At 66.4% G+C, this 25207-nt stretch carries 16 protein-coding genes; 8 read left to right on the top strand and 8 right to left on the bottom strand.

The window, feature by feature from the left end; all coding sequences use genetic code 11:
* Nucleotides 1-151 precede the first annotated feature (151 nt).
* The 3 genes from AC1DT7_RS05815 (at nucleotide 152) to AC1DT7_RS05805 (ending at nucleotide 5142) form a co-directional block, all read left to right on the top strand.
* Complete coding sequence (locus AC1DT7_RS05815; RefSeq protein WP_478034861.1) at nucleotides 152-1174, top strand: LacI family DNA-binding transcriptional regulator; 1023 nt, start codon at nucleotides 152-154, stop codon at nucleotides 1172-1174.
* Nucleotides 1175-1309: 135 nt separating this feature from the next.
* A complete protein-coding gene (locus AC1DT7_RS05810) occupies nucleotides 1310-3826 on the top strand; it encodes a glycoside hydrolase family 3 protein (protein ID WP_478034860.1) in 2517 nt (838 codons plus the stop codon).
* The gene (locus AC1DT7_RS05805; RefSeq protein WP_478034859.1) at nucleotides 3823-5142 is read left to right on the top strand and encodes an MFS transporter; all 1320 of its coding nucleotides are present in this window, start codon (nucleotides 3823-3825) and stop codon (nucleotides 5140-5142) included. Before AC1DT7_RS05810 ends, AC1DT7_RS05805 begins: the two co-directional genes overlap by 4 nt.
* 47 nt (nucleotides 5143-5189) lie before the next feature.
* Here AC1DT7_RS05805 and AC1DT7_RS05800 read toward each other — a convergent pair whose 3' ends face one another.
* Nucleotides 5190-7391: a penicillin acylase family protein gene (locus AC1DT7_RS05800; protein WP_478034858.1), complete on the bottom strand. Its 2202-nt coding sequence runs from the start codon at nucleotides 7389-7391 to the stop codon at nucleotides 5190-5192.
* A gap of 48 nt (nucleotides 7392-7439) precedes the next feature.
* Between AC1DT7_RS05800 and AC1DT7_RS05795 the strand changes: the two genes are divergently transcribed.
* Nucleotides 7440-8699 carry a metal-dependent hydrolase family protein gene (locus AC1DT7_RS05795; protein ID WP_478034857.1) on the top strand — a complete coding sequence of 420 codons (1260 nt, stop codon included), beginning with the start codon at nucleotides 7440-7442 and terminating at the stop codon, nucleotides 8697-8699.
* A gap of 458 nt (nucleotides 8700-9157) precedes the next feature.
* Here the strand turns inward: AC1DT7_RS05795 and AC1DT7_RS05790 are convergent, their stop codons facing one another.
* Entirely contained in the window at nucleotides 9158-10090 is a 933-nt protein-coding gene (locus AC1DT7_RS05790) for a Gfo/Idh/MocA family oxidoreductase (protein ID WP_478034856.1), read from the bottom strand.
* Between the two features lie 10 nt (nucleotides 10091-10100).
* Entirely contained in the window at nucleotides 10101-11669 is a 1569-nt protein-coding gene (locus AC1DT7_RS05785; RefSeq protein WP_478034855.1) for an alpha-N-arabinofuranosidase, read from the bottom strand.
* A 93-nt stretch (nucleotides 11670-11762) separates the two neighbouring features.
* Between AC1DT7_RS05785 and araD1 the strand changes: the two genes are divergently transcribed.
* The 3 genes from araD1 (at nucleotide 11763) to AC1DT7_RS05770 (ending at nucleotide 16844) form a co-directional block, all read left to right on the top strand.
* A complete protein-coding gene (gene araD1 / locus AC1DT7_RS05780) occupies nucleotides 11763-12746 on the top strand; it encodes an AraD1 family protein (RefSeq protein ID WP_478034854.1) in 984 nt (327 codons plus the stop codon).
* A gap of 60 nt (nucleotides 12747-12806) precedes the next feature.
* The gene (locus AC1DT7_RS05775) at nucleotides 12807-13547 is read left to right on the top strand and encodes a FadR/GntR family transcriptional regulator (RefSeq protein ID WP_478034853.1); all 741 of its coding nucleotides are present in this window, start codon (nucleotides 12807-12809) and stop codon (nucleotides 13545-13547) included.
* A gap of 348 nt (nucleotides 13548-13895) precedes the next feature.
* Complete coding sequence (locus tag AC1DT7_RS05770) at nucleotides 13896-16844, top strand: TonB-dependent receptor (protein ID WP_478034852.1); 2949 nt, start codon at nucleotides 13896-13898, stop codon at nucleotides 16842-16844.
* A gap of 214 nt (nucleotides 16845-17058) precedes the next feature.
* Here the strand turns inward: AC1DT7_RS05770 and AC1DT7_RS05765 are convergent, their stop codons facing one another.
* Together AC1DT7_RS05765 and AC1DT7_RS05760 are read right to left on the bottom strand one after the other, a co-directional pair.
* Entirely contained in the window at nucleotides 17059-18858 is a 1800-nt protein-coding gene (locus AC1DT7_RS05765) for an IlvD/Edd family dehydratase (RefSeq protein WP_478034850.1), read from the bottom strand.
* Nucleotides 18858-19994 carry an aldose epimerase family protein gene (locus AC1DT7_RS05760; protein ID WP_478034849.1) on the bottom strand — a complete coding sequence of 379 codons (1137 nt, stop codon included), beginning with the start codon at nucleotides 19992-19994 and terminating at the stop codon, nucleotides 18858-18860. Before AC1DT7_RS05760 ends, AC1DT7_RS05765 begins: the two co-directional genes overlap by 1 nt.
* Before the next feature lie 105 nt (nucleotides 19995-20099).
* Here AC1DT7_RS05760 and AC1DT7_RS05755 point away from each other — a divergent pair, with 105 nt between their 5' ends.
* Nucleotides 20100-21440 carry a sugar MFS transporter gene (locus tag AC1DT7_RS05755; RefSeq protein ID WP_478034848.1) on the top strand — a complete coding sequence of 447 codons (1341 nt, stop codon included), beginning with the start codon at nucleotides 20100-20102 and terminating at the stop codon, nucleotides 21438-21440.
* A gap of 5 nt (nucleotides 21441-21445) precedes the next feature.
* On the opposite strand, the gene AC1DT7_RS05750 is transcribed toward AC1DT7_RS05755, so the two are convergent.
* The 3 genes from AC1DT7_RS05750 to AC1DT7_RS05740 form a co-directional block, all read right to left on the bottom strand.
* Entirely contained in the window at nucleotides 21446-22972 is a 1527-nt protein-coding gene (locus AC1DT7_RS05750) for a M28 family peptidase (RefSeq protein ID WP_478034847.1), read from the bottom strand.
* 119 nt (nucleotides 22973-23091) lie between these two features.
* Nucleotides 23092-24798, bottom strand: coding sequence for a cation acetate symporter (locus tag AC1DT7_RS05745; RefSeq protein WP_478034846.1), 1707 nt, complete (start codon nucleotides 24796-24798; stop codon nucleotides 23092-23094).
* Nucleotides 24795-25106, bottom strand: a complete 312-nt coding sequence (locus tag AC1DT7_RS05740; RefSeq protein ID WP_478034845.1) for a DUF485 domain-containing protein — start codon at nucleotides 25104-25106, stop codon at nucleotides 24795-24797. Before AC1DT7_RS05740 ends, AC1DT7_RS05745 begins: the two co-directional genes overlap by 4 nt.
* Nucleotides 25107-25207 lie beyond the last annotated feature (101 nt).

The raw sequence follows: 25207 nt of genomic DNA, 5'->3' as shown, positions 1-25207 counted from the left end.
AAACCGGATCAACGTTGTCATATTTCGCCCCGTCGTCACAAAACACCTTGTTTCGTCGCCGTTCCGGAAGGCAATATGGCGCTCGCCTGCTGAAGACACGCCACGTTGCGTGGGCTACCGCAGCGACATTTCCCATGCTAGCGGAGCGGATATGGACCTGGGTCGGCGCGCAACCATTATCGATGTGGCCCGCGAGGCGGACGTATCGATCAAGACCGTTTCGCGCGTGTTCAACGATGCACCCAATGTCACGCCCAAGACGCGCGACCGGGTGATGAAGGTCGCGACCGCGCTGCATTACCACCCGAACGTCGTCGCGCAGGGCCTGGTCGGCCGCCGGTCCTATCTGCTCGGCCTGCTCTACGAGAATCCCAGCCCCAACTATGTCGTCGAGCTGCAAGAAGGTGCGCTGGCCCGGTTGCAGGGCGAGAAATACCGGCTGGTCGTGCTGCCCGTCGGCCAGGTGTCGGCCATCGCCGACAAGATCGTGTCGCTGGTGCGCTCGGCGGCGCTGGACGGCGTCGTGCTCACCCCGCCTGCGTCCGACCATCCCGTGGTGCTGGAGCAGCTGACCGCGGCACGATTCCCGTTCGTGCGCATCGCGCCGACCCGTTTGCCCGAGCTCGGCCCGCGCACGCTGACCGACGATGTCGGCGCGGCGCGTCTGATGACCGAATATCTGCTCTCGCTCGGCCACAAGCGCATCGGCATGATCAAGGGCGATCCGAGTCATCCCGCGAGCGAGGCGCGGCTGCGCGGCTATTCCGAGGCACTGGCCGGGGCCGGACTGTCGACCCGGCCGGACGATATCGAACAGGGCATGTTCAACTTCGAATCCGGGCTTCAGGCCGCAGCCCGGCTGCTTGGCCGCCGCGACCGCCCGACCGCGATCTTCGCGCAGAATGACGACATGGCCGCCGGCGCGATCATGGCCGCGCACGACCTTGGCATCGACGTGCCGCGCGACCTGTCGGTCGCCGGTTTCGACGACAGCGCCATTGCCCAGATCGTCTGGCCGCGCCTGACCACGATCCACCAGCCGGTGTTCGACATGGCGCGCGACGCGACCGCGATGCTCGTCTCGATGCTCGAGAAGAAGCCGCATGAGGACCTGGTCGAGCATCCGGTCGCCCTGATCCACCGACAATCCACCGGACCGGCTCCGGCCTCCTAGACAGATCGACCAGTTCGGAACGCTGACCCAGATGCCGGTCGATTGGAATTGACAACGTAGGTCAGGAAATGATGTAACGATGGTCATGACCCGATTGATCGGGCGAATTGACCGATGGGTGGGGAGAGTGATGCAATGCTCGGCAGGCGCAGGCTGAAGATGGCGCTCGGCGTCGCAAGCCTCATGACCATCGCCACGGCGACGGAAATCGGCGCGGCGCAGACGCCGACGGCGGTGTGGCCGCATGTCGGATCGCCGTTGCCGGCCGACCCGGCGATGGAGAAGCGGATCGATTCGCTGCTCGCCAAAATGTCCGACGAGGACAAGGTGGCGCAGGTCGTCCAGCCCGATATCGGCAGCCTGACGGTCGACGACATGCGCCAGTACAAGTTCGGATCGATCCTGGCCGGCGGCAGTTCCGGCCCGAACCGCGACGACAAGGCGCCCGCGGCCGCCTGGCTCGCCTATGCCGATACGGCGTGGGACGCGATCACCACCCGCACCGACGGACATCCGGTGATCCCGCCGATCTGGGGCATCGATGCGGTGCATGGCCATGCCAACATCATCGGCGCGACGATCTTCCCGCAGAATATCGGGCTTGGCGCGATGCGGAATCCGGACCTGATCCGGAAGATCGGTGACGTAACCGCGAAGGAGATGGCGGTCACCGGCATCGACTGGGATTTCTCGCCGACGCTGGCGGTGGTGCGGGACGATCGCTGGGGCCGCAGCTATGAGGGCTTTTCCGAAGACCCGTCGGTGGTGCGCGACTATGCCGGCGCGATCGTCGAGGGGCTTCAGGGCAAGGCGGGCACCAAGGGTTTCCTGCGCGACGGCAAGGTGATCGCGACCGCCAAGCATTTCGTCGGCGACGGCGGCACGGCCAACGGCATCGACCAGGGCGACAACCCCTCCACGCCCGAGCAGATCCGCGACATCCATGGCGCAGGCTATCCCCCGGCGATCGCCGCCGGGGTGCAGGCGGTGATGGCAAGCTTTTCCAGCGTGCGCGGCACCAAGCTGAGCGCGGACAAGGAATTGCTGACCGGCGTGCTGCGCGACCAGATGGGGTTCGACGGGCTGACCGTCGGCGACTGGAACGCGCATGGCCAGGTGCCGGGCTGCTCCAACACCTCCTGCCCCGCCGCGATCAATGCCGGCATGGACATGGTGATGGCGCCGGACAGCTGGAAAGGCTTTTACGCCAGCACGCTCGCCCAGGTGAAATCGGGGGAAATCCCCAAGGCGCGGCTCGACGAGGCGGTGCGGCGCATCCTGCGGGTGAAGATGCGGGCCGGCATGTTCGAAAAGGGCAAGCCGTCGTCCCGCCCGTTCGCCGGCAAGTTCGAGCTGCTGGGATCGCCCGAGCACCGCGCGGTCGCGCGCGAGGCCGTGCGGGAATCGCTCGTGCTGCTGAAGAACCAGGGCCATGTGCTGCCGCTGTCGCCGAAGCTCGACATCCTCGTGGCGGGCGACGGCGCCGACAATATCGCCAAGCAGAGCGGCGGCTGGACGATCAGCTGGCAGGGCACCGGCATGACCAATGCCGATTTCCCGCACGCCCAGTCCATCTATGCCGGCATCGCGGAGGCGGCGAAGGCGGCGGGCGGCAGCGCGACCCTGAGCGTCGACGGCAGCTTCACCAAGAAGCCGGGCGCCGCGATCGTCGTGTTCGGCGAAGACCCCTATGCCGAATTCGCCGGCGACCGGCCGACGGTAGAATACCGCCCCGGCGAGACGCGCGATCTGGATCTGCTCAGGAAACTGAAGGCGCAGGGCATTCCGGTGGTCGCGGTGTTCCTGTCCGGACGGCCGCTGTGGGTCAACCCGGAGATCAACGCGGCCGATGCGTTCGTCGCGGCGTTCCTGCCGGGCGGCGAAGGCGGCGGCCTGGCCGATGTCCTGCTGGCCGGTGCCGACGGCAAGCCGCGCCACGATTTCCGGGGCAAGCTTTCCTTCTCCTGGCCGAAACGGATCGACCAGACACCGCTCAACCGGGGCGACGCCCATTACGACCCGCTGTTCGCCTTCGGTTATGGGCTGACCTATGCCGACCAGGGCAACCTCCCGGTCCTATCGGAGGACAGGCCCCCGGCCACCACGCGACCCGACGGCACCGTGTTCGCGCGCGGCACCCTGCCCGCGGGCTGGCGCTTCGACCTGGCAGAGCCGGGCGGGGTCGCGGTGCCGGTGCACGGCAATGCCGGATCGACCGGTGCCGGCGGCGTCCGCCTGTCGAGCGTCGATCGGCGTGCGCAGGAGGATGCCCGCAGGATCATGTGGGGCGCGGCCGGCGGCACGGCACGGATCGCAGCCGACAAGCCGATCGACATCGGGCGGGAGGCCAATGCGCAATATAATCTGATCGTGGAATATCGGGTGGATGCAGCGCCCACCGGCGCCGTGCGGCTGGGCATGCAATGCGGCATCGATTGCGCCGGGACTGCGGCGATCACCGGGGTGCTGCACGCGGCGCCGGCCGGCCAATGGACCACCCTGACCGTGCCGCTAAACTGCTTCGCCGCGGCCGGGCTCGATCCGCGCCGGGTGACCGCACCCTTCACCCTGATCAGCGAGGGAGCCCTGACCCTGTCGATCTCCGACGTTCGCTTCGTCAGCGCCAGCGCTGCGACGGGTTGCCCGCAATGACCGTGAACGGGGGCGGCAGGGGCCCCACCGACCGTGGCGCCGGTGCGGGCGCCGCTTTTGCGGTGGTGACCTGCCTGTTTTTCGCCTGGGGCTTCATCACGTCCAACACGGACCCGCTGATCGCGGCGATGCGCGGCATCTACACGCTCAACGTGGCGGAAGGCATGCTGACCCAGTTCGCCTTCTTCCTGGCCTATTTCGTCGTGTCGCTGCCCGCCGCGGCGCTGCTCGCGCGGCTCGGGCACAGCCGCACGATCATCACCGCGCTGATGGTGATGATCGGCGCCTGCGGGCTGATGCTCGTCGCGTCGCACATGCAGGCCTATGCCATGGTGCTGGTCGCCCTGTTCGTGATGGCGGGCGGCATCACCGTGCTCCAGGTCGCGGCGAACCCGCTGGCCGCCTCGCTCGGCACGCCGGAACGGAGCCATTTCCGGCTGACCTTCGCGCAGGCGTTCAACTCGCTCGGCGTGGTGCTCGGCGTCAGCATCGGATCGAAGATCATGCTGCGATCCGACGTGTTCGGCGCGGGCGGGCATATCCTGCCGCATGTGCCGCGCAGCACGGCGCTCGGCGCGATCGACCATGCCTTTGTGCTGATCGCCATCGCGGTCGCGGCGCTCGCGCTGCTGATCTTCGCCTTTCGCCACCGGATCAACACCTCGGCGGCCGACATCACCATCCAGGGCGCGTCGCCGCTCAAGGCGCTGAAATCCGGCTGGGCGGTGTTCGGCGCGCTGGCGATCTTCCTCTATGTCGGGGCCGAGGTGACCATCGCCAGCGTGATGATCAACTTCCTCAACCGGGCCGATGTGCTGGGCCTCGCGCTCGACGCCGCCGGTGGGGTGCTGGCCTTCTATTATTGGGGCGGCGCGCTGGTCGGCCGGTTTATCGGCAGCGTGCTGCTGACCAGGGTCCGCGCGAGCCGGTTGCTGGCCGGCGCCGCGACGGTCGCCGCGTGCCTGAGCGCCGCGGCGTTCACGCTGCATGGACCGGCCGCCGCCTATGCGGCGCTTGGGGTCGGCTTCTTCAACTCGATCATGTTCCCGACGATCTTCAGCATCACCATGGAGCGGTCCAAGGTCTCGAACGCATCGGTATCCGGGCTGTTGTGCATGGCGATCGTGGGCGGCGCGCTGCTGCCGCTGTTCTCCGGCTGGATCGCCGACGTCACGTCGATCGGCATGACCTTCGTGCTGCCGGCCATCGCCTATGTCGGGATCGCCTTGTTTGCGGCGCTGGGCAAGCGGTCCCGCCTGTCGGGCGAGGATGCGGACGAGGATGCGGACGGGGCGGCTCCGATGATGGCGCATTGAGCGCCCGGTAGCGCGGGCGGATCACCGGTTGAATCGATCCGCCCGGCTCACTGCCCCGGCTGGTATTTCCGCTCCACATGGCCGGTCAGGTCCTGCGGGTAGAAATAGACCGGGCGGAGATTGCCGTCGGCGTAGCGCTGGGCCTGGTCGTTGAAATGCTTCGACGCCGGGTTGCCGCTCTCCCCGCCCGCGGTGACCGCCCAGGCCTTGAGGCGCGGGCCGAACTCGACCACCGCGACGAAGCTGTTGCCGCTGGTGCCGTAATAGTTCTTGGTGTTGGCATAGGGCCGCGCCCCGAACGAGGCGAGCGAGCCCCATTGTGCCGAGGTGAAGGGCACGGCGATGCTCGGCTTCGAATCGTCGAAATGGGCGTCGATCGAATCGTCGAGCCGCTGGAACCGGTTGATCCGCCCCCAGGCGACGCGCCAGTCGCCGAAGTCGCGGGTCAGCCGGTCGGTCGCCTGGACAAGCGCATCGAGCTTCGCCTCGGGGGTTACCTTCGAAGCGATATAGTCGGGTACGTTCATCGCCTCGGCGCGGGCGAAGCTGCCGACTTCCTTCCATAAGGTATCGCCCCAGAAGACGGCGAGCGCGGTCGGTTCCGAGGTGGCCGACCAGCGATAGTCCCACCCCTTGAGCAGCGCGACCGGGGCGGCGAGCTTCGCGCGGCGGGCGTCGCTTGCGGGGAGCGCGTCCCATGCCGCCACGAGCTGCGGGATCAGCCTGGCAAAGGCCGGGAGATAGGAATCATAGGCGGCCGCGCGCAGGCTTTCGGGCGTGAAGCCGGTCTTGCCGGTCAGCACCAGATCGGCATGGGTGCCGCGCGCATTCGGGCCGGCCTGATCCATGTAGCGCGGATAGTCCTTGGCCTTGGGGCTGTCGGGGCCGGCGGCCTGCCACGGCCAGTCATTGGTGTTCTTCGCCCAGCCGACCGGCGGGTTGATGACGTTGGGCAGGGTGGCAATCGTATGAAGCCCCTTCCAGTCGGTCGTCGGATCGGCGCCGTCGACCGCTTTGGTGTAATCGAACCGGTCATCGCGGATCGGCACGAATTGCGGGTGAAGATAGGCGATCTCGCCCTTTGAATCGGCGAACAGCGTGTCGTTCGAGCTGTTCGCCTGACGCTCGGCCACCGCCATGTAGGAGGCGAGATCGGTCGTCTTGGTGCGCAGCCAGCTCTGCTCGAGCGCGGGGATCGGTTTCCACATCATCGAGGTGGCGATCCATTTGCCGTCGCGCTTCGCGACGATCGGGCCGTGATGCGTGCGCTGAACGGTGAAGGAGCGGGTGTCCATGCTGCCGTCCGGCTTGCGAAAGGCGATGGTGATCCGGCTGCGGTCGACCGGGCGAAGCTTGTCGCCATAACGATAGGAGAGCTTGCCGGATCGGTAGACGAACGACTCGGCGAACTCGTCGACATTGTCGACGCCGGACGAGGTATGCATCCAGCCGGCATTGGCGTTGAAGCCCTGATAGATGAAGAACTGCCCCCAGGTGGAGGCGCCATAGGTGTTGAGCCCCTCCCCGCTGGTCATCTGCAGCTCGGAGCGGAAATAGAAGCTGGTGTGCGGGTTGATCAGCAGCAGGGCGTGGCCGCCCGCCGTGTTCTTCGGCGCGATGGCGATGCCGTTGGAGCCGCGCGGCTCGCGGGGCACGCGGCCGAGCTCCTCGTCGGTCATCGCGACCTGGCGCTTGCCGTACAGGCTTTCCAGTTCCGACAGCGAGATGCGTTCGATGTCGCCGCCGATACTGCCCTCGGTGAAGGACAGGGCCATCCAGGGCTCGAAGCGGGTCAGCACCTTCGGATGCACGTCCGGATGGGTGGCGAGATAATAGTTCAGCCCGTCGGCCCAGGCCTGCATCAGCGACCGCAGCCAGGCCGGGCTTGCCGCATATTGTTTCTGGAGATTGGCCGGATCGACATAGAGGCGCTGGCGCAGATCGGCCCAGATGGCCCTATCACCGTCGGCGCCGCCCTCTGCTTCGGCGGTGCGGCCGAGTGCGGTCAGGTAATTGGCCTCGATCCGGCTGAAATCATCCTCTGCCTGGGCGTAGATTGCACCGAACACCGTATCGGCGTCGGCCTTGCCGACGACATGGGCGATGCCCCAGTCGTCGCGCGTGATCGTCACCTGCGCCGCCCGTTTTTTCCAGCCGGCCATGTCGTCGGACGCGGCGTGCGCCATGGACGGTACGACAAGCGCAAGAACGAGGAGCGGCTTGCGAAGGTGGCGGCTGAGTCTATCCATGGCGACAGGGCTATCCGGCGCGTCGGGGCGCCGCAAGGAGAACGGGCGATGAAGTGGTTGCTGGCGCTGTCTGTCGCGATTGCCGGCCCCGCCATGGCGGCCGAACCGCCCGCGATCCTGCTGCGCCCGGCACAGGTGTTCGATGGGATCGACCCGAGGCCACATGCGGGCTGGGAGGTGCTGATCGAGGGCGGGAAGATCGTCTCGGTCGGGCCGAAGCTGACCGCGCCTGCCGGTGCGCAGACCATCGACCTGCCCGGCCAGACGCTGATGCCCGGCATGATCGAGGGCCACGGCCATCTGTTCCTCCATCCCTATAACGAGACGAGCTGGGACGATCAGGTGCTGCACGAGCCGCTGGCGCTGCGCACCGCGCGGGCGGTGGCGCAGGCGCGCGCGACGCTGATGGCCGGCTTCACCAGCGAGCGCGACCTTGGCACCGAGGGGGCGGGCTATGCCGATGTCGGGCTGCGCCAGGCGATCGACCAGGGCGTGGTGCCGGGGCCGCGGATGAGCGTGGCGACGCGCGCGATCGTCGCGCTCGGCGCCTATGGCCCCAAGGGGTTCGAGCCCGGCGTCGCCATTCCGCAGGGCGCCGAGGAAGTGAGCGGCGTCGACGATATCGTCCGCGCGGTGCGCAGCCAAATCGCGGCCGGCGCCGATGTGGTGAAGCTCTATGCCGATTATCGCTGGGGCCCGGGCGAGCCGAGCCGCGCGACCCTGTCGCAGGCGGAAGTGACCGCCGCGACGGAGGCGGCGCATGATGCCGGCCGCACCGTCGCCGTCCATGCCTCGACCGCGGAGGGGATGCGCCGCGCCATCGCCGCCGGTGTCGACACGATCGAGCATGGCTATGGCGGCACGCCGGAGATCTTCAAGGCGATGGCGGCAAAGGGCATCGCGCTGTGCCCGACGCTCGCCGCCTCGGACGCGGTCGCGCATTATCGCGGCTGGAACGGCGCCGACCCCGCCCCGGCAAGCGTGGCCGAGAGCCGCAAGAGCTTCGCGCTCGCCCGCGCGGCCGGGGTGCCGATCTGTGTCGGCGGCGATGTCGGCGTATTCGCACATGGCGAGAATGCCCGCGAGATGGAGCTGATGGCGGCAGCCGGCATGCCGGTGGCGCAGGTGTTGGTCGCCGCGACATCGGGCAATGCCAAGGCGTTCCACCTCGACGGCAAGGTCGGCGCGATCAGGGCCGGGCTGCTGGCCGATCTGGTCGCGGTGAACGGCGACCCGACCCTGACCATCGCTGCGGTGCGCGACGTGCGGCTGGTGATCAAGGGCGGCGTGGTGGTGAAGGGGCCCTGACGGCTGGGGCGACCGCAAGTAATGGTGTTGGAAACGGTCGGGGACCGGTGAGTAATCGCCGATTTTTGCGACCCACTTACGAGGGGCCCGAATCGCGGCTCTATTATAGGCCTGCAGGCGATATATTTGAGCGGGTTGAACAGGTGTTGGAAACGCAAGAAACGGCGTGCGAAAAACGGCGTCACCGGCACTTGACGAATAGCTGACGAATTTCGCGAGGGGTATCAGTATTAGTTTCGGCTTTTCATGGCGGGATTTGGGCGCCGAAATCTGTACTGGCATGACGCGTACCCCTCTCCACCTTCCCGCCTGAAGCGGCGGGCGCTGGACGGTAAGCGCCGGCGGCGGGAGGTTGAATCGTCCCTCCATTTCCGCGGCAAAGGCGTGCCCGAGAGCGCCGTGGACGACGCACCGCGGATCGGCGCGTCGATACCGCCGCGCCGCCCGGGACGGCGGCGTCAGGCGAAGGCGAAGGCCTCCACCTCGCGCCGCACACCGATTTCCAGGGCTTCGGTCACCAGCCTTAGCGGCGCCAGATCCACGTCGCTCTCCCCGCGCGCCACGAGATCGGCGAAGCGCGCATAGAGCCGCGGATATTCGACATTCCTGCCCACCGGAATCGCGTCGCCCGCGATGGTCAGCTCGGCGCCGCCCATGGCGAGCTTGAGCATGCCGTCGGGCGTATCGACCTCGATGTCCCAGCGCTGCACGCCCTCGTGCAGGAAATCGAGCTCGACCGCGACCGGCACCTCGCCGCTGCGCAATGCCAGCGTACCGGCGATCGGCTGCGACCGCCCCGCCGGTATCGACAGCTCGGCCGATTCGACCGAGAGCCGCGCCGGCAGGATGTCGGTCAGGATCGACAGGGCGTTGATCGCCGGGTCGAACACGCCGAAGCCCCCCGCTTCCAGGATCCATTCCTGCCCCGGATGCCAGACCCTTATGTCCTCCATCCAGGTCACCCGCACCGCCTCGATCGTGCGGCCGGCCAGCCAGTCGCGCGCCGCATCGACGCCCGCCGCTTCCTGCGAATGCCAGGCCGTGAACAGGGTGACGCCGGCATCCCGCGCCAGCGTCTCGAGCCCGGTGACGTCGCCGATGGTCAGGCCGGGCGGCTTTTCCAGCAGCACGTGCAGCCCGGCCGCGATTGCGTCGCGCGCCGCCGCGACGCGGGCAACGGGCGGGGTGCAGATCGACACCGCCGACGGCGCATCGCCGGCGGCGTCAAGGGCGGCAAGATCGGGATAGACCGGCACGTCGCCGGGCGGCGCATGGGGATCGACCGCGCCCGTCAATCGGAATCGCTGGTCGGCGCGGATCGCGGGGACATGCTGGTCCCGCGCGATCTTGCCGTATCCGATGATGGCGATCGGGATGGCGATCGGAAGCATCAATTGCCCTTCACTTCAGCGCAACGACGGTGACCGACTTGGCCGGCAGCGTCAGCACTGCCTTGCCGCCGGTGACCGAGACAGGGGCGATATCGCGTGGCGCAATCGCCAGCGGCTCGCCGATGCGGTTATGCGCATCCATCCGGTCGGCGGTCAGCACCTGCCCGGTCAGGGTCGAGCCCGTGGCCCCGGCCAGGTTCAGCGTCACGGTGAGCGGCTTCTCCGGATCGAGATTGGCGAGCGACACATGGATCGCCCCATCCTTGCCGCGGACGGCCGAGGCATTGAGCGCCTGCATGGTCCAGGCATCCTTGGCGTACCAGGAACTGGTCAGGTCGATCGGCAACAGGGTGGAATCCTGCCACGGCACGTACATGCCGAACACCTGATAGGTCGGCGTCACCACCATCTTGTCGCCGTCGGTCAGGATCATCGCCTGAAGCACGTTCACCATCTGGGCGATGTTGGCCATCTTCACCCGATCGGCATGGTGGGTGAAGATATTGAGGTTGATCGCCGCCACCAGGGCATCACGCAGCGAGTTCTGCTGCTGCAGGAACCCGGGATTGCTGCCCGGCGTCGGATCGTACCAGGTGCCCCATTCGTCGACCGCCAGCCAGACGCGCTTCGCGGGATCATATTTGTCCATCACCTCGCTGTGCTTGGTGACATATTCGTCCATCTTCAGCGTCTTGGACAGGGTGCGGGCCCAGGCCGCTTCGTCGAAGCCGGTTGCCGGGCCCTTCTTGGTCCAGTCGTCCGGCAGGGTGTAATAATGAACGCCGATACCGTCGATGGTGCGACCGGTCTCGCGCATCATCACCTCGGTCCAGTCATATTTGGAATCGCTGGCGCCGCTGGCGATCTTCAGCGTCTTGGTGCCCGCCGGGATCTTGACGAAGGTCGAATACCGCTTGGTGACGTCAGCCGCATATTGGGGGGTCATGTTGCCGCCGCAGCCCCACAGTTCGTTGCCCAGGCCGAAATAGGGCAGCTTCCACGGGTCCTTGCGGCCATTGGCGCGCCGCTCATTGGCCAGCGTCGAGTTGGTCGGCGAGGTCATGTACTCGACCCAGTCGGCCATTTCCTGCGGCGTGCCGTTGCCGACATTGCCGGAGACATAGGCCTCGGCCCCGACCGCTTCGGTGAAGTCCATGAACTCGTGCGTGCCGACCGCATTGTCCTCGGTCACGCCGCCCCAGTTGGTGTTGACCTTGACCGGGCGCTTCGTGCCGATGCCCTCACGCCAGTGATATTCGTCGGCGAAGCAGCCGCCGGGCCAGCGGATCAGCGGCACCTTGATCGCGCGGAGCGCCGCGATCACGTCGTTGCGGAAACCATTGGTGTTGGGGATGCGCGACTTCTTGCCGACCCACAGCCCGCCATAGATGCCGGTGCCGAGATGCTCGGCGAACTGGCCGAAAATCTCGCGCTGCACCTTGGCGCCGGGCTTGTCGGCATGGATGGTGATGCTGGCCTCTTGAGCCGAAGCCACGCCCGACGTCAGCGCAAAGGCGCCGGTCAGCACGGTCGCCAACGCGAGTCGCGCAGTCCTTTTCCACTGGCTCGTTCCAGACATCGCCCCGATCCTCCCTCATGCCGCCGTAACCCGGCTAGCTTTGCTGTATTGTCTGAGTATATGAATGCGCAAGTGCTAATCCAGGAGAGGGTAATGCGTACGTCGCTCGTGCAGTTCATCGATGCCGGAAACACGCGCGGCGTGGCTATATTGCGGGGGGACGAACCGCCGCAGCGCCTGGCAGGGGTGGAGAGCGTCCGGACCCTGGCTGAGGCCGCCCTGGCCGCTGGCGTGACGCTGGCCGAACAGGCCGCGCTGGCGGGCGATGCGGGCGCGGTCGACCTTGCCGCCGTCACCCTGTTGTCGCCGATCGACCACCAGGATCCGGCGCATCTGCTGCTGACCGGCACCGGCCTCACCCATCTCGGATCGGCCGAGGGTCGCGACAAGATGCACCGGTCGATGACCGAGGCGTCGCAGCAGACCGATTCGATGCGCATGTTCCTGATGGGCGTCGAGGGCGGCAAGCCCGAGGCAGGCGAGACGGGTGCCCAGCCCGAATGGTTCTACAAGGGCAATGGCGAGCAGCTTGTCGCGCCGGGCGCGCCACTGCGATCGCCTGGCTTCGCCCTGGATGCCGGCGAGGAGCCCGAGATCGCGGGCATCTATCTGATCGATGCGGATGGCAATCCGGTCCGGCTCGGCTTCGCCGTCGGCAACGAATTCTCCGACCATGTGACGGAGCGTGGCAATTATCTCTGGCTCGCCCATTCCAAGCTGCGGCCGGCGGCCTTGGGGCCGGAACTGCTGCTCGGCGACCTGCCTGCCGACATGCGTGGCACCAGCCGGATCGTGCGCAACGGCGAGACCCTGTGGGAACGGCCTTTCGTGACGGGCGAGGCGAACATGTCGCACAGCATCGCCAATCTCGAGCATCACCATTTCAAATACGACCTGTTCCGCCATCCCGGCGACGTGCACGTCCATTTCTTCGGCACCGCGACCCTGTCCTTCTCCGACGGAATCCGCACCGAAGCGGGCGACGTGTTCGAGGTGGCGCTGCCGCCTTTCCGCCTCCCGGCGCGCAATCCGATCGAAATCGAACCGGTACGTGATGTTCGGATGCGAATGCTCTAGGGTACCGGTTCACCAGCCTCTTCCGCACGAACGGCACGGGGCCGATCGGACGGAAAGCATATGGCGGATGGGGGACACGTGACGCCGGTAACGACACCAAAAGGTCGCCGCATTCACGGGACGATCGCGCATGACCTTGGCGTCGCGATCGTCACCGGGGTCCACAAGCCGGGCGACATCCTGCCCGGCGAAATCGAGTTCGCCGGCAAGTTGCAGGTGTCGCGCAGCGTCTATCGCGAGGCGGTGCGCATGCTGATGGCCAAGGGCCTGGTCGAGAGCCGGCCCAAGGCGGGCACCAGCGTCAGCCCGCGCAGCCGCTGGAACCTGCTCGACCCCGATGTGCTCGCCTGGATGTTCGAGGGCGAGCCGAGCGAAGCCTTTATCCGCAGCCTGTTCGAACTGCGCATGATCGTCGAGCCGGCCGCCGCGGCCCTGGCGGCGGAGCGGCGATCCGGTCGCGAGCTCGCCCAGATGGGCCATGCGCTCGAAGAGATGGGCCGCCATGGGCTCGCCACGCCGGAGGGCCGGGCCGCCGATCAGCTGTTCCACCACCTGATCCTGGAGGCGACGCGCAACGAGCCGCTGACGACCCTGTCCAGCACCATCGCCGCCGCCGTCGGGTGGACCACCCTGTTCAAGCAGCGCAACCGCAAGCTGCCACGCGATCCGCTGCCCGAGCATCAACTGCTCTATGATGCGATCGCCAACGCCGATCCGGAAGCGGCGCGCGCCGCGATGGCCGAATTGATCCGGCGCGCCCGCGAGGACACGGAATTGTCGATGGAACCGGCCGCAGCCTAGATCGCGTCTCACCTTCTGGTGCGAGCCAAGCCGGCGTGTCCGGTGCGATCACCCTTCATGCCCAGTCCGGGTCACTCGGCGGCGCCACGGTCGCGTTGAAGGGCGTAGCCGCGAGATAGCGCTATCGCCTTGCGGGCCTCCGCCATCGCTTTTCAGCGGGAAGCCTGACCTGTCGCGTTGCACAAAGAGACGAAATGTTTCTGCGCCGCGCCGAACCGAATGGCGACGCTTGACAGATTTTACCCCGACAATTAGCGGCCCGATTTGGTAGCGCTAACAGCGCTGCCGTGTTCGTTTAATCTGGCGACCCCATCGACGAATAGGGCCGCTTCGGAGAGGAAAATCAATATGTTCCTGCGTAATCAGTCCATGCGGACAGCGTTGCTGGCCGCAACCGCTCTTGGCGCCCTGACGACTGCGGGAACTGTCTCTGCTCAGGAAATGGCCGCTCCGGCCGGAAATACTCAGAGTAAAAATGATGCTCCGGGAGTTGCTGCGCCGCAGAATGATGCCGCCGCACAGGCGGACGCCGACGGCCCCGATATCGTCGTAACCGGAATCCGCGCCTCGCTGCGCAGCGCGACCAACGCGAAGAAGGACGCGATTGCGTTCGGCGACTCGATCTTCGCCGAGGACATCGGCAAGCTGCCCGCGACCAACCTCGCCGAAACGCTGAACCGCATGCCCGGCGTGAAGCTGAACCGCGACATCACCGGCGAGGGCCTTCAGGTCTCGATCCGCGGTCTCGGCCCGAGCTTCTCCAAGGTGCTGCTCAACAATACGCAGATTTCGATCGCGTCGGACGGCGGCACCACCGGCAGCAGCTCCAACCGCGAGGTCGATCTCGACTTCTTCCCGTCGGAGCTGTTCACCCGTCTCGACGTCGCCAAGAGCCCGGTCGCCTCGACACTTGAGGGCGGCATCGCGGGCACTGTCAACCTGCGCAACGCGCGGCCGTTCGACAACCCCGGGCAGCATATCACTGTCATTGCGCAAGGCCAGTATACCGACCCGAACGAGCGGGTTAGCCCGCGTGGCGCGATCGTCGCCAGCAAAACCTGGGACAATTTCGGCGTCCTGCTCGGCGTGTCCGGCGTGAAGACCAAGACGCGCGTGGACGGCTTCGAGACGATCGGCTGGACCGACGCGAACCTTTCCTGCCCGACCCCGAGCTGCAATTCGGGCGGCAATGGCTTCTCCTATGCCACGACCACGCCGAACAATGTCGGCCACGGCCTGACGCCGGGCGCCCCGCTCGATCTTGCCGCCACCTCGGGCCTGTCGCTCGACCAGCTTTCCAAGGCGATCATTCCGCGCCTCGGCCGCAACAGCCTCACCGATGGCGACCGGTCGCGCATCTCGGCCCTAGCCTCGATAGAGTGGCGGCCGACCGACACGCTGAGCTTTGCGATCGATGGCCTCTACGCCAAGTCGAAGCGCGACTATTCGCGACTCAGCATGAACTGGTATGTCCGCAATTCCGGGCCCGGCACCTCGCCGACCTCGACCGGCGGCATGGTGCCGATCGGCCTGACCGTCGACCAGAACAATGTCGTGACCAAGGGCACCTTCGCCAACTCCAGCTTCTTCCTGGAGAACGACGTCTACCATCAGACCACCGAGTTCTGGAACATCAACCCGAACGTCTCGTGGCAGCCCGCCAGCAATGTGAAGATCGACGCGCAGGTCAATTACGGCCATTCGACCTTCTTCCGCGAACAGCCTCAGTTCGATTTCCAGACCCCGCGCGAATCCGGGCTTGAGGTCAATTTCGACAACACCGGTGGTGCAACGCAGCCGCTCATCACCGCCAACCGCGATCTGGGCGACCCGAATCTCGGCTGGCAATGGTACCGCGTGAACGTCCAGAACGTGAAGCGCGAGACGACGACCAAGGGCGCGCATCTCGACACGACGATCGGCGACAAGCAGACCAACTTCAAGTTCGGCGTGGCCTATGACGAGGCATCGCGCTCGATCCGCGCCTTCGACAACAGCGCCGCGTTCCAGACCTCCGTATGCGGTGCGACGTGCGACGGCCTGTCCGGCTCGGTGCCGAATTCGCAGGTGGCGCAATATCTGTCGCGCATGAACATCGACAATTTCGGCCATCTGGCGGGCGGCAATGTCGGCTATACCAGCATGATCATGCCGAACCTGGCGGCCCTGGAGAAGGTGACCAACTATGCCGCCTTCCGCGACAGCGCGCCGGAAAGCAGCGGTGCGGTAACCGGCGGCGCGACCGGCGACATCAACGAAAAGACCTTCGGCGCCTATGCCGAAACCAACGCGGTGGCGACGGTTGCCGGCAAGGACCTGCACTTCAACGCCGGCATCCGGTACGTGCATACCGACCAGACGGTGGCCGGTCCCACCCAGACTGCGACGGGCCTGGTCGATGTCACGCTGAAGACCAGCTATGACGAGTTCCTGCCCTCGTTCAACATGACCTATGACCTGAGCAGCCGGATCAAGCTGCGCGTCGCCGCATCGCGCAGCATGACCCGCGCCGACGCCAGCCAGCTGCTGCCCGGCCTGACCTTCTCCGATCCGTCGGCGCAGATCGCGACCGCCGGCAATCCGGACCTGAAGCCCTACACGTCGAACAATATCGATATCGGCGGCGAATATTATACCGGCGGCATCGGTTATGTCGGCCTCGCCCTGTTCCACAAGAATGTCGACGGCTTCACCGTGGTCCAGCAGTCGACCGTTCCGTTCACCTCGCTCGGCATCAATTTCAGCGATCTGACCACCACGCAGCAACAGGCGATCGTCGACCGTACCAATGGCAACCCGGATGCCGCGACGGTGACGGTCAACCGGCCGGTCAACCTGCAGAACCTGGTGCTCGACGGTATCGAGGGCACCTGGGTCCAGCCGCTCGACTTCGCGGTGAAGGGCCTCGGCTTCTCGGCCAACGCGACCTACATCAAGCAGAGCTCGTCGAGCGGCTTGGTCGCCCCTGGCGTGGCGCCGTGGAGCTATAACCTCCAGGGCTTCTATGAGGGCCACGGCGTGTCGCTCAGCCTGAACTATGTGTGGAACGACAAGAATATCGGGCAGAACGGCCCGCAGAACAACTTGCCGGTCGGCCTCATCAACGATGCGCGCGGCCAGCTCGACATGTCCGCCAGCTATGAGCTGCCCTTCATGGACAACGCGTTCCGCCTGACGCTCGACGTGCTCAACATCAACAACGCGCCGATCCGCACGACCTTTGGCTTCGATAACGCGACCTACAGCGTCTATTATCCGGGCCGCCAGATACTGGTCGGCGTCCGCGCCAAATTCTGATCCCTTTCCTCCCCTCCCCCCTCTGGGCCGGCCTTTGTGCCGGCCCTTTTTTTGGCTTCGGCGAGGTAGGGGAGCGTCGAGGCCCGGCACCTTCCGCTCAGTGCCGGGGCTGGATAGTCTAGCGGGCAGCGGCATCCCCAACCATTGCCGTCACCCCGGACTTGTTCGGCAATTATGCCCTTCCGGCATGTACCTGTTCCCCGGCGGGTGGAGGTCAGTGATTGTCCCGCGGGAGCCCTCTGGTCTGGGCGATGCGCTGATAGTGCTCCGACCCTTCGAGGATGGCGCCCGTGTCCATCTGGCCGACAATGGCGCGCTGGATTTCCTGCCACGGGGTCTGCGATGCGGGATAGGCATAGCCGCCCGCCTCCATCAGCACGCGCCGACGCTCGGCCAGTTCCTCGTCGCCGATCAGCACATTGGCGGTGCCGGCGCGCAGGTCGATGCGCACCCGGTCGCCGGTGCGGAGCAGTGCGAGCCCGCCATTGGCCGCTGCCTCGGGTGACGCGTTGAGGATGGAGGGCGAGCCCGACGTCCCCGATTGCCGCCCGTCGCCGATGCACGGCAGGGCATGGACGCCCTCGCGGATCAGATAGGCGGGTGGGCGCATGTTCACGACCTCGGCGGCACCCGGATAGCCGATCGGGCCGGCGCCGCGCATGAACAGCAGGGTCTCGGCCGTGATGCCGGTCGCCGGATCGTCGATCCGCGCATGATAATCCTCCGGTCCGTCGAACACGACCGCCGGGCCCTCGAACGCATCGGGCTGGTTGGGGTTGGAGAGATAGCGTTCCCGGAACTCGGGCGAGATCACGCTGGTCTTCATGATCGCCGCGTCGAACAGATTGCCCTTCAGCACGACGAAGCCGGCATCCGCCATCAGCGGCGTGGCAAAGGGGCGGATCACGTCCAGATCCTCGATCGTCGCATCGCGGCAATTGTCGCCGATCGTCTTGCCGTTCGCGGTGATCGCGTCCTCGACGATCAGGCCCTGTTTCATCAGCTCGGCCACCACCGCGGGCACGCCGCCGGCATGGTAGAAATCCTCGCCGAGATATTCGCCGGCCGGCTGAAGGTTGACCATCAGCGGCACCTTGTGGCCGTGGGTCTGCCAGTCGTCGAGCGGCAGATCGACGCCGATATGGCGCGCGATCGCGGCAAGATGGATCGGGGCATTGGTCGATCCGCCGATCGCCGAATTGACCACGATCGCATTGCGGAACGCATCGCGCGTCAGGATGTCACTTGGCTTCAGGTCTTCGGCGACCATCTCGACGATGCGCTTGCCGGTGCGGTACGCGACTTCCTGCCGGTCGCGGTACGGCGCGGGGATCGCGGCCGATCCGGGCAGCTGCATGCCGAGCGCCTCGGCCAGCGAGTTCATCGTCGTCGCCGTGCCCATGGTGTTGCAATAACCGGTCGAGGGCGCCGACGAGGCGACGAGCTTGACGAAGCCGGCATGGTCGATCTCGCCCGCGGCGAGCAGCTCGCGCGCCTTCCACACGATCGTGCCCGATCCGGTGCGCTCACCCTTGTGCCAGCCATTGAGCATCGGCCCGACCGACAGGGCGATGGCGGGAATGTTCACCGTCGCCGCCGCCATCAGGCAGGCGGGCGTGGTCTTGTCGCAGCCGATGGTCAGCACCACGCCGTCGAGCGGATAGCCGTACAGCACCTCGACCAGCGCCAGATAGGCGAGGTTGCGGTCGAGGCCGGCGGTCGGGCGCTTGCCGGTCTCCTGGATCGGATGGACCGGGAATTCGATCGCGATGCCGCCTGCCTCGCGGATGCCCTCGCGCAGCCGCTCCGCCAGCACGAGATGGTGCCGGTTGCAGGGGGACAGGTCGGAACCGGTCTGGGCGATGCCGATGATCGGCCTGCCCGACTGAAGCTCCTCCTGCGACAGGCCGAAATTCATGTACCGCTCGATATACAAAGCGGTCATGTCGATGTTCGCAGGGTTGTTGAACCAGGCGCGCGAACGCAGCCCCGAGGGTGGTGTTTCTGTCGTCATCAGCGAGGCGCCACCGAAACCCGATAGATCATCAGGTGGCGATAAGGCTTGCCCGGATCGACCCGTGCCGAGCCGAAGGCCGGCTGGTTGGGCGTATCGGGGAATTTCTGCGGCTCGAGCGCGATGCCGTCGCCCATGCGATAGACATGGCCCTGCTTGCCGACCAGCGTGCCGTCGAGGAAGTTGCCAGTGTAGAGCTGAAGCCCGGGCTCGGTGCTGAGCACTTCGAGCACGCGGCCCGACGCCGGGTCCTCGAGCCGCGCCGACAGCTTGGGCTCGGCGGTGAGGCCGGCATCGATCGCGAAATTATGATCATAGCCGCGGCCGGCGATGATCTGCTCGTCCCGCCCGTCGCGCAGGCCGTCGGCCAGGGTCCGGGCCTTGCGGAAATCGAACACGCTGCCGGCGACCGGTTTCAGCTCGCCGGTCGGGATCAGCGCCGCGCTGACCGGCGTATAGGCCTTGGCCGGCATGGTCAGCCTGTGGCCCATCGCGCCCATCGGCGATCCCTCGCCAGCGAGGTTGAAGATCGCATGGTTGGTCATGTTGACGATGGTCGGCTTGTCGGTCGCCGCCTTGTATTCGATCGACAGCGCGCCCTTTTCGTCAAGGCCGTAGGTGACGGTCACGTCGAGCTTGCCCGGATAGCCCTGGTCGCCGTCCGGGCTGACATAGCCGAAGGTCACGCGGGCGACCGGACCGTTCTCGACCGAAACGACGCGCCAGACGACCTTGTCGAATCCCTTGGTCCCGCCGTGCAGCGTATTGGGCGCATTGTTGATCGGCAGCTGATAGGTCTTGCCGTCGAGCACGAACTGGCCCTTGGCGATTCGGTTGGCATAGCGGCCGACCGTCACGCCGAAATAATTGGGATGATCGACATAGCCGGCCAGGTCGTCATAACCGAGCATGATGTCGGCCAGCTTGCCGTTGCGGTCGGGGGCGATCAGCGATTGCAGCGTCGCGCCATAGCTTAGGATCCGCGCCTTGACGCCCTTCGCATTGGTCAGTGTGACCGCCTCGACCTTCGCGCCGGCGACGTCGCCGACGGTTTCGCGGGCGGCGGACGCGGCATTGGCATCTGCCGCCACGGTGACGGCGCCGATGGCGGCCAGCAAGATCAACCCATTTCGCATGAAAAAATCGCCCTCCAACACGGCTGCTCGAACGGGCGCCGTTGACCGCGATTTTGCTTACATATACTCAGACAAAAAACAAGTGACGCAGCAGAGGACGTGCAAATGGCGGGACCGATACTGAATACGACGGCACCGCTGGGGGCGGGTTCCGGCACGGGCGCGGGGCCCGGCTACCGGGCGACGCTCAGCCTGCTGGCAACCCTGTTCTTCATGTGGGGGTTCATCACCGTCATCAATGGCACGCTGCTGCCGCATCTGCGCAGTGTGTTCGATCTCAACTATACCCAGACGACCCTGATCGAATCGGTGTGGTTCATCGCCTATTTCATTGCGTCGATCCCCTCGGCCAAGCTGATCGAGCGGATCGGCTACAAGGCATCGATCGTCGCCGGCCTGATCATCATGGCATTCGGCGCGGTGCTGATGGTGCCTGCCTCGATGATCCCCTCTTATGGAGTCGTGCTGGCCGCTTTGTTCATCATCGCCGCGGGTATCACCCTGCTGCAGGTCGCCGCCAACCCCTATGTCGCGGTGATCGGTTCGCCCGAAACATCGTCGTCGCGCCTGAACCTGGTGCAGGCGTTCAACTCGATGGGCACGACCTTCGCGCCCCTGTTCGGCGGCTATCTCATCCTCGGCCGCAGCACCTCGGGCAATGCGGCCGCAGGCGCGGTGCTGACCCCGGCGGAACGGCTCGCCGATGCCCAGTCGGTGCAGCTTCCCTATCTCATCGTCGCGGGTGTGCTCGTCGTGCTCGCCGTGGTGATTGCCCGGTTCCGCCTGCCCGACATGAACGCCTCGACCCGCGGCCGCGCGCGAGAAGAACGCCATGGCCACAGCCTGTGGCGGCACCGCAACCTGGTGTTCGGCGTGCCGGCGATCTTCATCTATCTGATCGCCGAGATCGGCGTCGGCAACCTGTTCATCAATTTCGTTTCCGCACCGGAGATCGGCAATCTCACCCACACCCAGGCCTCGAACTATCTGTTCGTGCTGTGGGGCGGGATGATGATCGGTCGTTTCCTTGGCAGCTACCTCATGCAGCGCATCCCGGCCGAAACCGTGCTGGCCGCCTTCAGCGTCGGCGCGCTCGTCGTGATGCTGATCGCGACCTTCACCACCGGAACCGTCGCGATGTGGGCGCTGATCTCGGTCGGGCTGTTCCACTCGATCATGTTCCCGACGATCTTCACCCTCGGCATCCGCGGCCTGGGGCCGCTGACGGAGGAAGGATCGGGCCTGCTGATCATGGCGATCGCCGGCGGCGCACTGGTCATCGTGCAGGGCTGGCTGGCAGACCGATATGGCCTGCAGATGTCGTTCCTGCTGACCGCTGCATGCGAGCTCTATGTGCTGTTCTACGCGCTCTGGGGTGCGAAGTCGGTGGAGGCTACGGCATCACCCTCCGGACGCGATCTGCCCGAGCGGCCGGTTCTGGACTAAGTCGATCAGTTAGCGGCGGACCGGAGCGCGCTGCCGGCTTTCCAGGCCGGGGCCGTTTCCTTGTCCGCGACGCGGTCGACCAGCTGACGGAAGAAGCGGTTGAAATCCGCCGCTGCCTTCCAGTCGATCCGCTGGTGCAGGTCGTCCTTCGGCGTATGGTATCCGGTCCGGTACCATTGGCGATAGATGCGCTCGCTCTCCGTCCCTGGCCGATAGCCGAAAACAAAGGCGGTGGCGGGAATGCCGGCCTGCAGAAACGGCCACTGATCGGATCGCCGCAACAGGTTGCGCGCGGGCTCGGGATCGCGCTGCACGGCGATGTTCAGGCTGGCCGCGACGGCCCGGGCATCGTCGCCCAGGCTGGTATCGTCCAGCGCATGGACGGTGAGCAGGTCGAGCGGGAAGATCGGGCGCAGCTGATCGAGATTGATGTTCGCCGCGATCGACGCCCTTGGCAGGGTGGGGTTGGCGACGAACCAGCGTGATCCCAGCAGGCCTTTCTCCTCGCCCGTGAAGATCGCGAAGACGATCGGGCGGCGATATCCCTTGCCATGGCGCTGCTCCGCCAGCTGGATCAGCAGCGCAACATAGGCGGCGTCGTCCAGCGTGCCGTTGTAGAGCCCGTCGCCATCGACCGGCGTTCCGAAACCATAGCCGTCGAGATGGGCGGACAATATGATTGCCTCGCCCGCCAGTGCGGGATCGGTGCCGGGCAGAAGGCCGATCACGTTGGATGCCGCGATCTGCCGCCGCTTCAGCACGAACGTCGCGTGAAACGGATCGGGGAGGTCGAAAGCAGGCAGGGGCTCGCCCGCGCTTCCCTTGACGATCAGGCCGTCCGCATCGGGCCCCTGGCTGCCGATCGCCGTCTTGAGAGCTTCGGCCTTCAGCCTGAGGCGCAGGAAACCATCGGTATCGGGAGCAGCGTTCGCAAGCGTCACGGTTCGCGCATAGGCGAAGGGCCAGCGCGGGGGCTCGATGGCGAAGCCCGGATCGGCAATCGTCGCCAGACCGATGCCGCCGGCGGCCTTGACCGCCGCCGTCCGCTGCGCGGCGTCGGGAAAGCCGGGCCGATTCACGCCGTGGCAAATCACGATCTTGCCGCGCACGTCGCCGAGCACCGCTGCGCTGCAATAGCCGCGATAGGCAAGCGGCGCATCGACCGTCGGCGGCAGGGCGCCGGACGGGTCGACGGTGACCTCCTGCAGGAAGGCGAGCGGCCGATTGCCGACGCTGATCTCGGCATGATCGACGCTGATCTCGTTCATCGCGACCGGCTGGAACCAGCTGCCCTTGTCGCCGAGCGGCTTCAGCCCGACTGCCTTGAACCTGTCGGCGACCAGCCTGGCGGCGCGATCATAGCCCGCGGCGCCGGTGTCGCGCCCCTCCATGCCGTCGGCCGACAGCGTCTCGGTGATCGCCCACCAGGCGCGGGTTTCGGGATCGGCCGCCTGTCCGGGCGCCGCGGCGGCGTGCCACGCGGCCAGCATCGTCGCCGGAAGCACCATCATCGTCGCTGTCGAGAACTTCATGCCGGCCCTGCCTTGTTGCGGGGAAAATCTACCGAATGATCATTGCGATAGCGAGGGATCGCCGGTGCGCGGGCGCAGAATCCCGTTCCCTGCCCATGAAACGGCGATCCGCGCCGGATTCAGTGCGCCGACGCCCCTTCCGCGCCGATTCCCGTCTCCGACCGCACCCGCTGTTCGAGATACGCCCCCCGATCCACCGCCGCGCGCTTCGACGTATCGAGCACCGACACCAGCCAGATCGTGAAGAACGCCAGCGGCACCGTGAAGATCGCCGGCGATGAATAAGGGAAGATCGCCGTGTCGTGGTGCAGGATCGCGACCCAGATCGCCGGCGACAGGACCGTGAGCACCAGGGCCGTCACCAGCCCGAGGGACCCGCCCACCACCACGCCGCGCGTGGTGCAGCCCTTCCACAGCAGCGACAGCAACAGCACCGGGAAATTGCCGGACGCCGCCAGCGCGAAAGCGAGGCTGACCATGAAGGCGACATTCTGCTTCTCGAACAGGATGCCGAGCAGGATCGCGACCACCGCGAGCACCAGCACCGTCCGCCGCGATACGCGCAGCTCAGCGGCCGAATCCGCCGCGCCCTTGCGGAACACCGTTGCGTACAGGTCGTGGCTCACCGCCGATGCGCCCGACAGGGTCAGCCCCGCCACCACCGCGAGGATCGTCGCGAACGCCACTGCCGAGACGAAGCCGAGGAAGATATTGCCCCCGATCGCCTGAGCCAGATGGATCGCGGCCATGTTGCTGCCGCCACGCAAGCCGCCCGCCGGATCGAGATAGCCCGGATCGGTCGCCACCAGCACGATCGCGCCGAAGCCGATGATGAAGGTCAGCAGGTAGAAATAGCCGATCCACCCCGTCGCCCACAGCACGGAGCTACGCGCGGCGCGGGCGTCGGGCACGGTGAAGAAGCGCATCAGGATATGCGGCAGGCCCGCCGTGCCGAACATCAGCGCCATGCCGAACGAGATCGCCGAGATCGGGTCCTTGATGAAATTGCCCGGGCCCATGATGGATCGCCCGCGCTCCGCCGCTTCGGGCGCGGACAGGCCGGTCGCCACGGCGAGATCGGTCTTCACCTGCACCGCGCGGGCGAACAATGCCTCGGGCGAGAAGCCGAACTGCGCCAGCACCATGAACGCCATGAAGCTCGCGCTGCCGAGCAGCAGCACCGCCTTGATGATCTGCACCCAGGTCGTCGCGGTCATGCCGCCGAACAGGACGTAGAGCGTCATCATCACGCCGACGATGACGACGGCATATTCGTAGCGCAGCCCGAACAGCAATTTGATCAGCTGCCCCGCGCCGACCATCTGCGCGATCAGGTAAAAGAGCACGACGACGAGCGTGCTCAGCGCGGCGAAGGTACGCACCGGCGTCTGCGCGAAGCGGAACGAGGCGACATCGGCAAAGGTGTAGCGGCCGAGATTGCGCAGCCGCTCCGCCATCAGGAACAGGATGATCGGCCAGCCGACCAGGAAGCCGATCGAGTAGATGAGGCCATCATAGCCATCGGCGAAGATCTGCGCCGAGATGCCGAGGAACGACGCGGCCGACATGTAATCGCCGGCGATGGCGAGGCCGTTCTGGAAGCCGGTGATGCCGCCGCCCGCAGTGTAGAAATCGGAGGCGGTGCGCGTGCGCCGCGCGGCCCAGCGGGTGATGCCGAGCGTCAGGATGGCGAAGGCCGCGAACATGGTGATCGCGGTCCAGTTGGTCGCCTGCTGCACCGTCTGACCGGCGACGCCGTCGGCAAGGGCGGGGGTAGCGATCAGCAGGGCGGCGGAGGCGACGGCGACGGCGCGGGCGAGGTTCATTCGCCTTTGCTCTCGAGCAGGCTCTGCACGAGTGCGTCATAATCGCGATTGGCGCGGCGCACATACAGGCCGGTCAGCCCGATCGCGAGCAGGATCACGCCGAGCCCGACCGGAATGCCGATCGAGGTGACGCCCGATCCGATCGGCGCGGCGAGCGCGCCCTTGTCGAACGCGATGAGCAGGATGAAGCCCAGATAGGCGGCCAGCATGACGATCGTCAGCGTCCAGGTGAAGCGGCCGCGCTGGCGGGTCAGCGCCAGATAGCGCGGGTCGGCCGCGATGCGCGCCAGGCGTTCTGAATCGGCCAACTCTCTCTCCCCTGCCGCTCGTTGACGGTAGCGCTACCTTGCGGGATCGGCGGCGCGATGCAAGCAACCATTGCCGATCGAACACGCCCTCTTCCCGGCGC

The organism is Sphingomonas sp. P3_C6, from assembly GCF_056402595.1.
The sequence above is the reverse complement of the archived record's forward strand: the minus strand, read 5'-3'. Positions and strand labels throughout refer to the sequence as shown.

What these genes read in the sequence shown, in the direction of transcription:
- AC1DT7_RS05815 (WP_478034861.1), top strand. Translation starts at nt 152, where the DNA reads ATGGACCTGGGTCGGCGCGCAACCATTATCGATGTGGCCCGCGAGGCG.
- AC1DT7_RS05810 (WP_478034860.1), top strand. Translation starts at nt 1,310, where the DNA reads ATGCTCGGCAGGCGCAGGCTGAAGATGGCGCTCGGCGTCGCAAGCCTC.
- AC1DT7_RS05805 (WP_478034859.1), top strand. Translation starts at nt 3,823, where the DNA reads ATGACCGTGAACGGGGGCGGCAGGGGCCCCACCGACCGTGGCGCCGGT.
- AC1DT7_RS05800 (WP_478034858.1), bottom strand. Translation starts at nt 7,391, where the DNA reads ATGGATAGACTCAGCCGCCACCTTCGCAAGCCGCTCCTCGTTCTTGCG.
- AC1DT7_RS05795 (WP_478034857.1), top strand. Translation starts at nt 7,440, where the DNA reads ATGAAGTGGTTGCTGGCGCTGTCTGTCGCGATTGCCGGCCCCGCCATG.
- AC1DT7_RS05790 (WP_478034856.1), bottom strand. Translation starts at nt 10,090, where the DNA reads ATGCTTCCGATCGCCATCCCGATCGCCATCATCGGATACGGCAAGATC.
- AC1DT7_RS05785 (WP_478034855.1), bottom strand. Translation starts at nt 11,669, where the DNA reads ATGTCTGGAACGAGCCAGTGGAAAAGGACTGCGCGACTCGCGTTGGCG.
- araD1 (WP_478034854.1), top strand. Translation starts at nt 11,763, where the DNA reads ATGCGTACGTCGCTCGTGCAGTTCATCGATGCCGGAAACACGCGCGGC.
- AC1DT7_RS05775 (WP_478034853.1), top strand. Translation starts at nt 12,807, where the DNA reads ATGGCGGATGGGGGACACGTGACGCCGGTAACGACACCAAAAGGTCGC.
- AC1DT7_RS05770 (WP_478034852.1), top strand. Translation starts at nt 13,896, where the DNA reads ATGTTCCTGCGTAATCAGTCCATGCGGACAGCGTTGCTGGCCGCAACC.
- AC1DT7_RS05765 (WP_478034850.1), bottom strand. Translation starts at nt 18,858, where the DNA reads ATGACGACAGAAACACCACCCTCGGGGCTGCGTTCGCGCGCCTGGTTC.
- AC1DT7_RS05760 (WP_478034849.1), bottom strand. Translation starts at nt 19,994, where the DNA reads ATGCGAAATGGGTTGATCTTGCTGGCCGCCATCGGCGCCGTCACCGTG.
- AC1DT7_RS05755 (WP_478034848.1), top strand. Translation starts at nt 20,100, where the DNA reads ATGGCGGGACCGATACTGAATACGACGGCACCGCTGGGGGCGGGTTCC.
- AC1DT7_RS05750 (WP_478034847.1), bottom strand. Translation starts at nt 22,972, where the DNA reads ATGAAGTTCTCGACAGCGACGATGATGGTGCTTCCGGCGACGATGCTG.
- AC1DT7_RS05745 (WP_478034846.1), bottom strand. Translation starts at nt 24,798, where the DNA reads ATGAACCTCGCCCGCGCCGTCGCCGTCGCCTCCGCCGCCCTGCTGATC.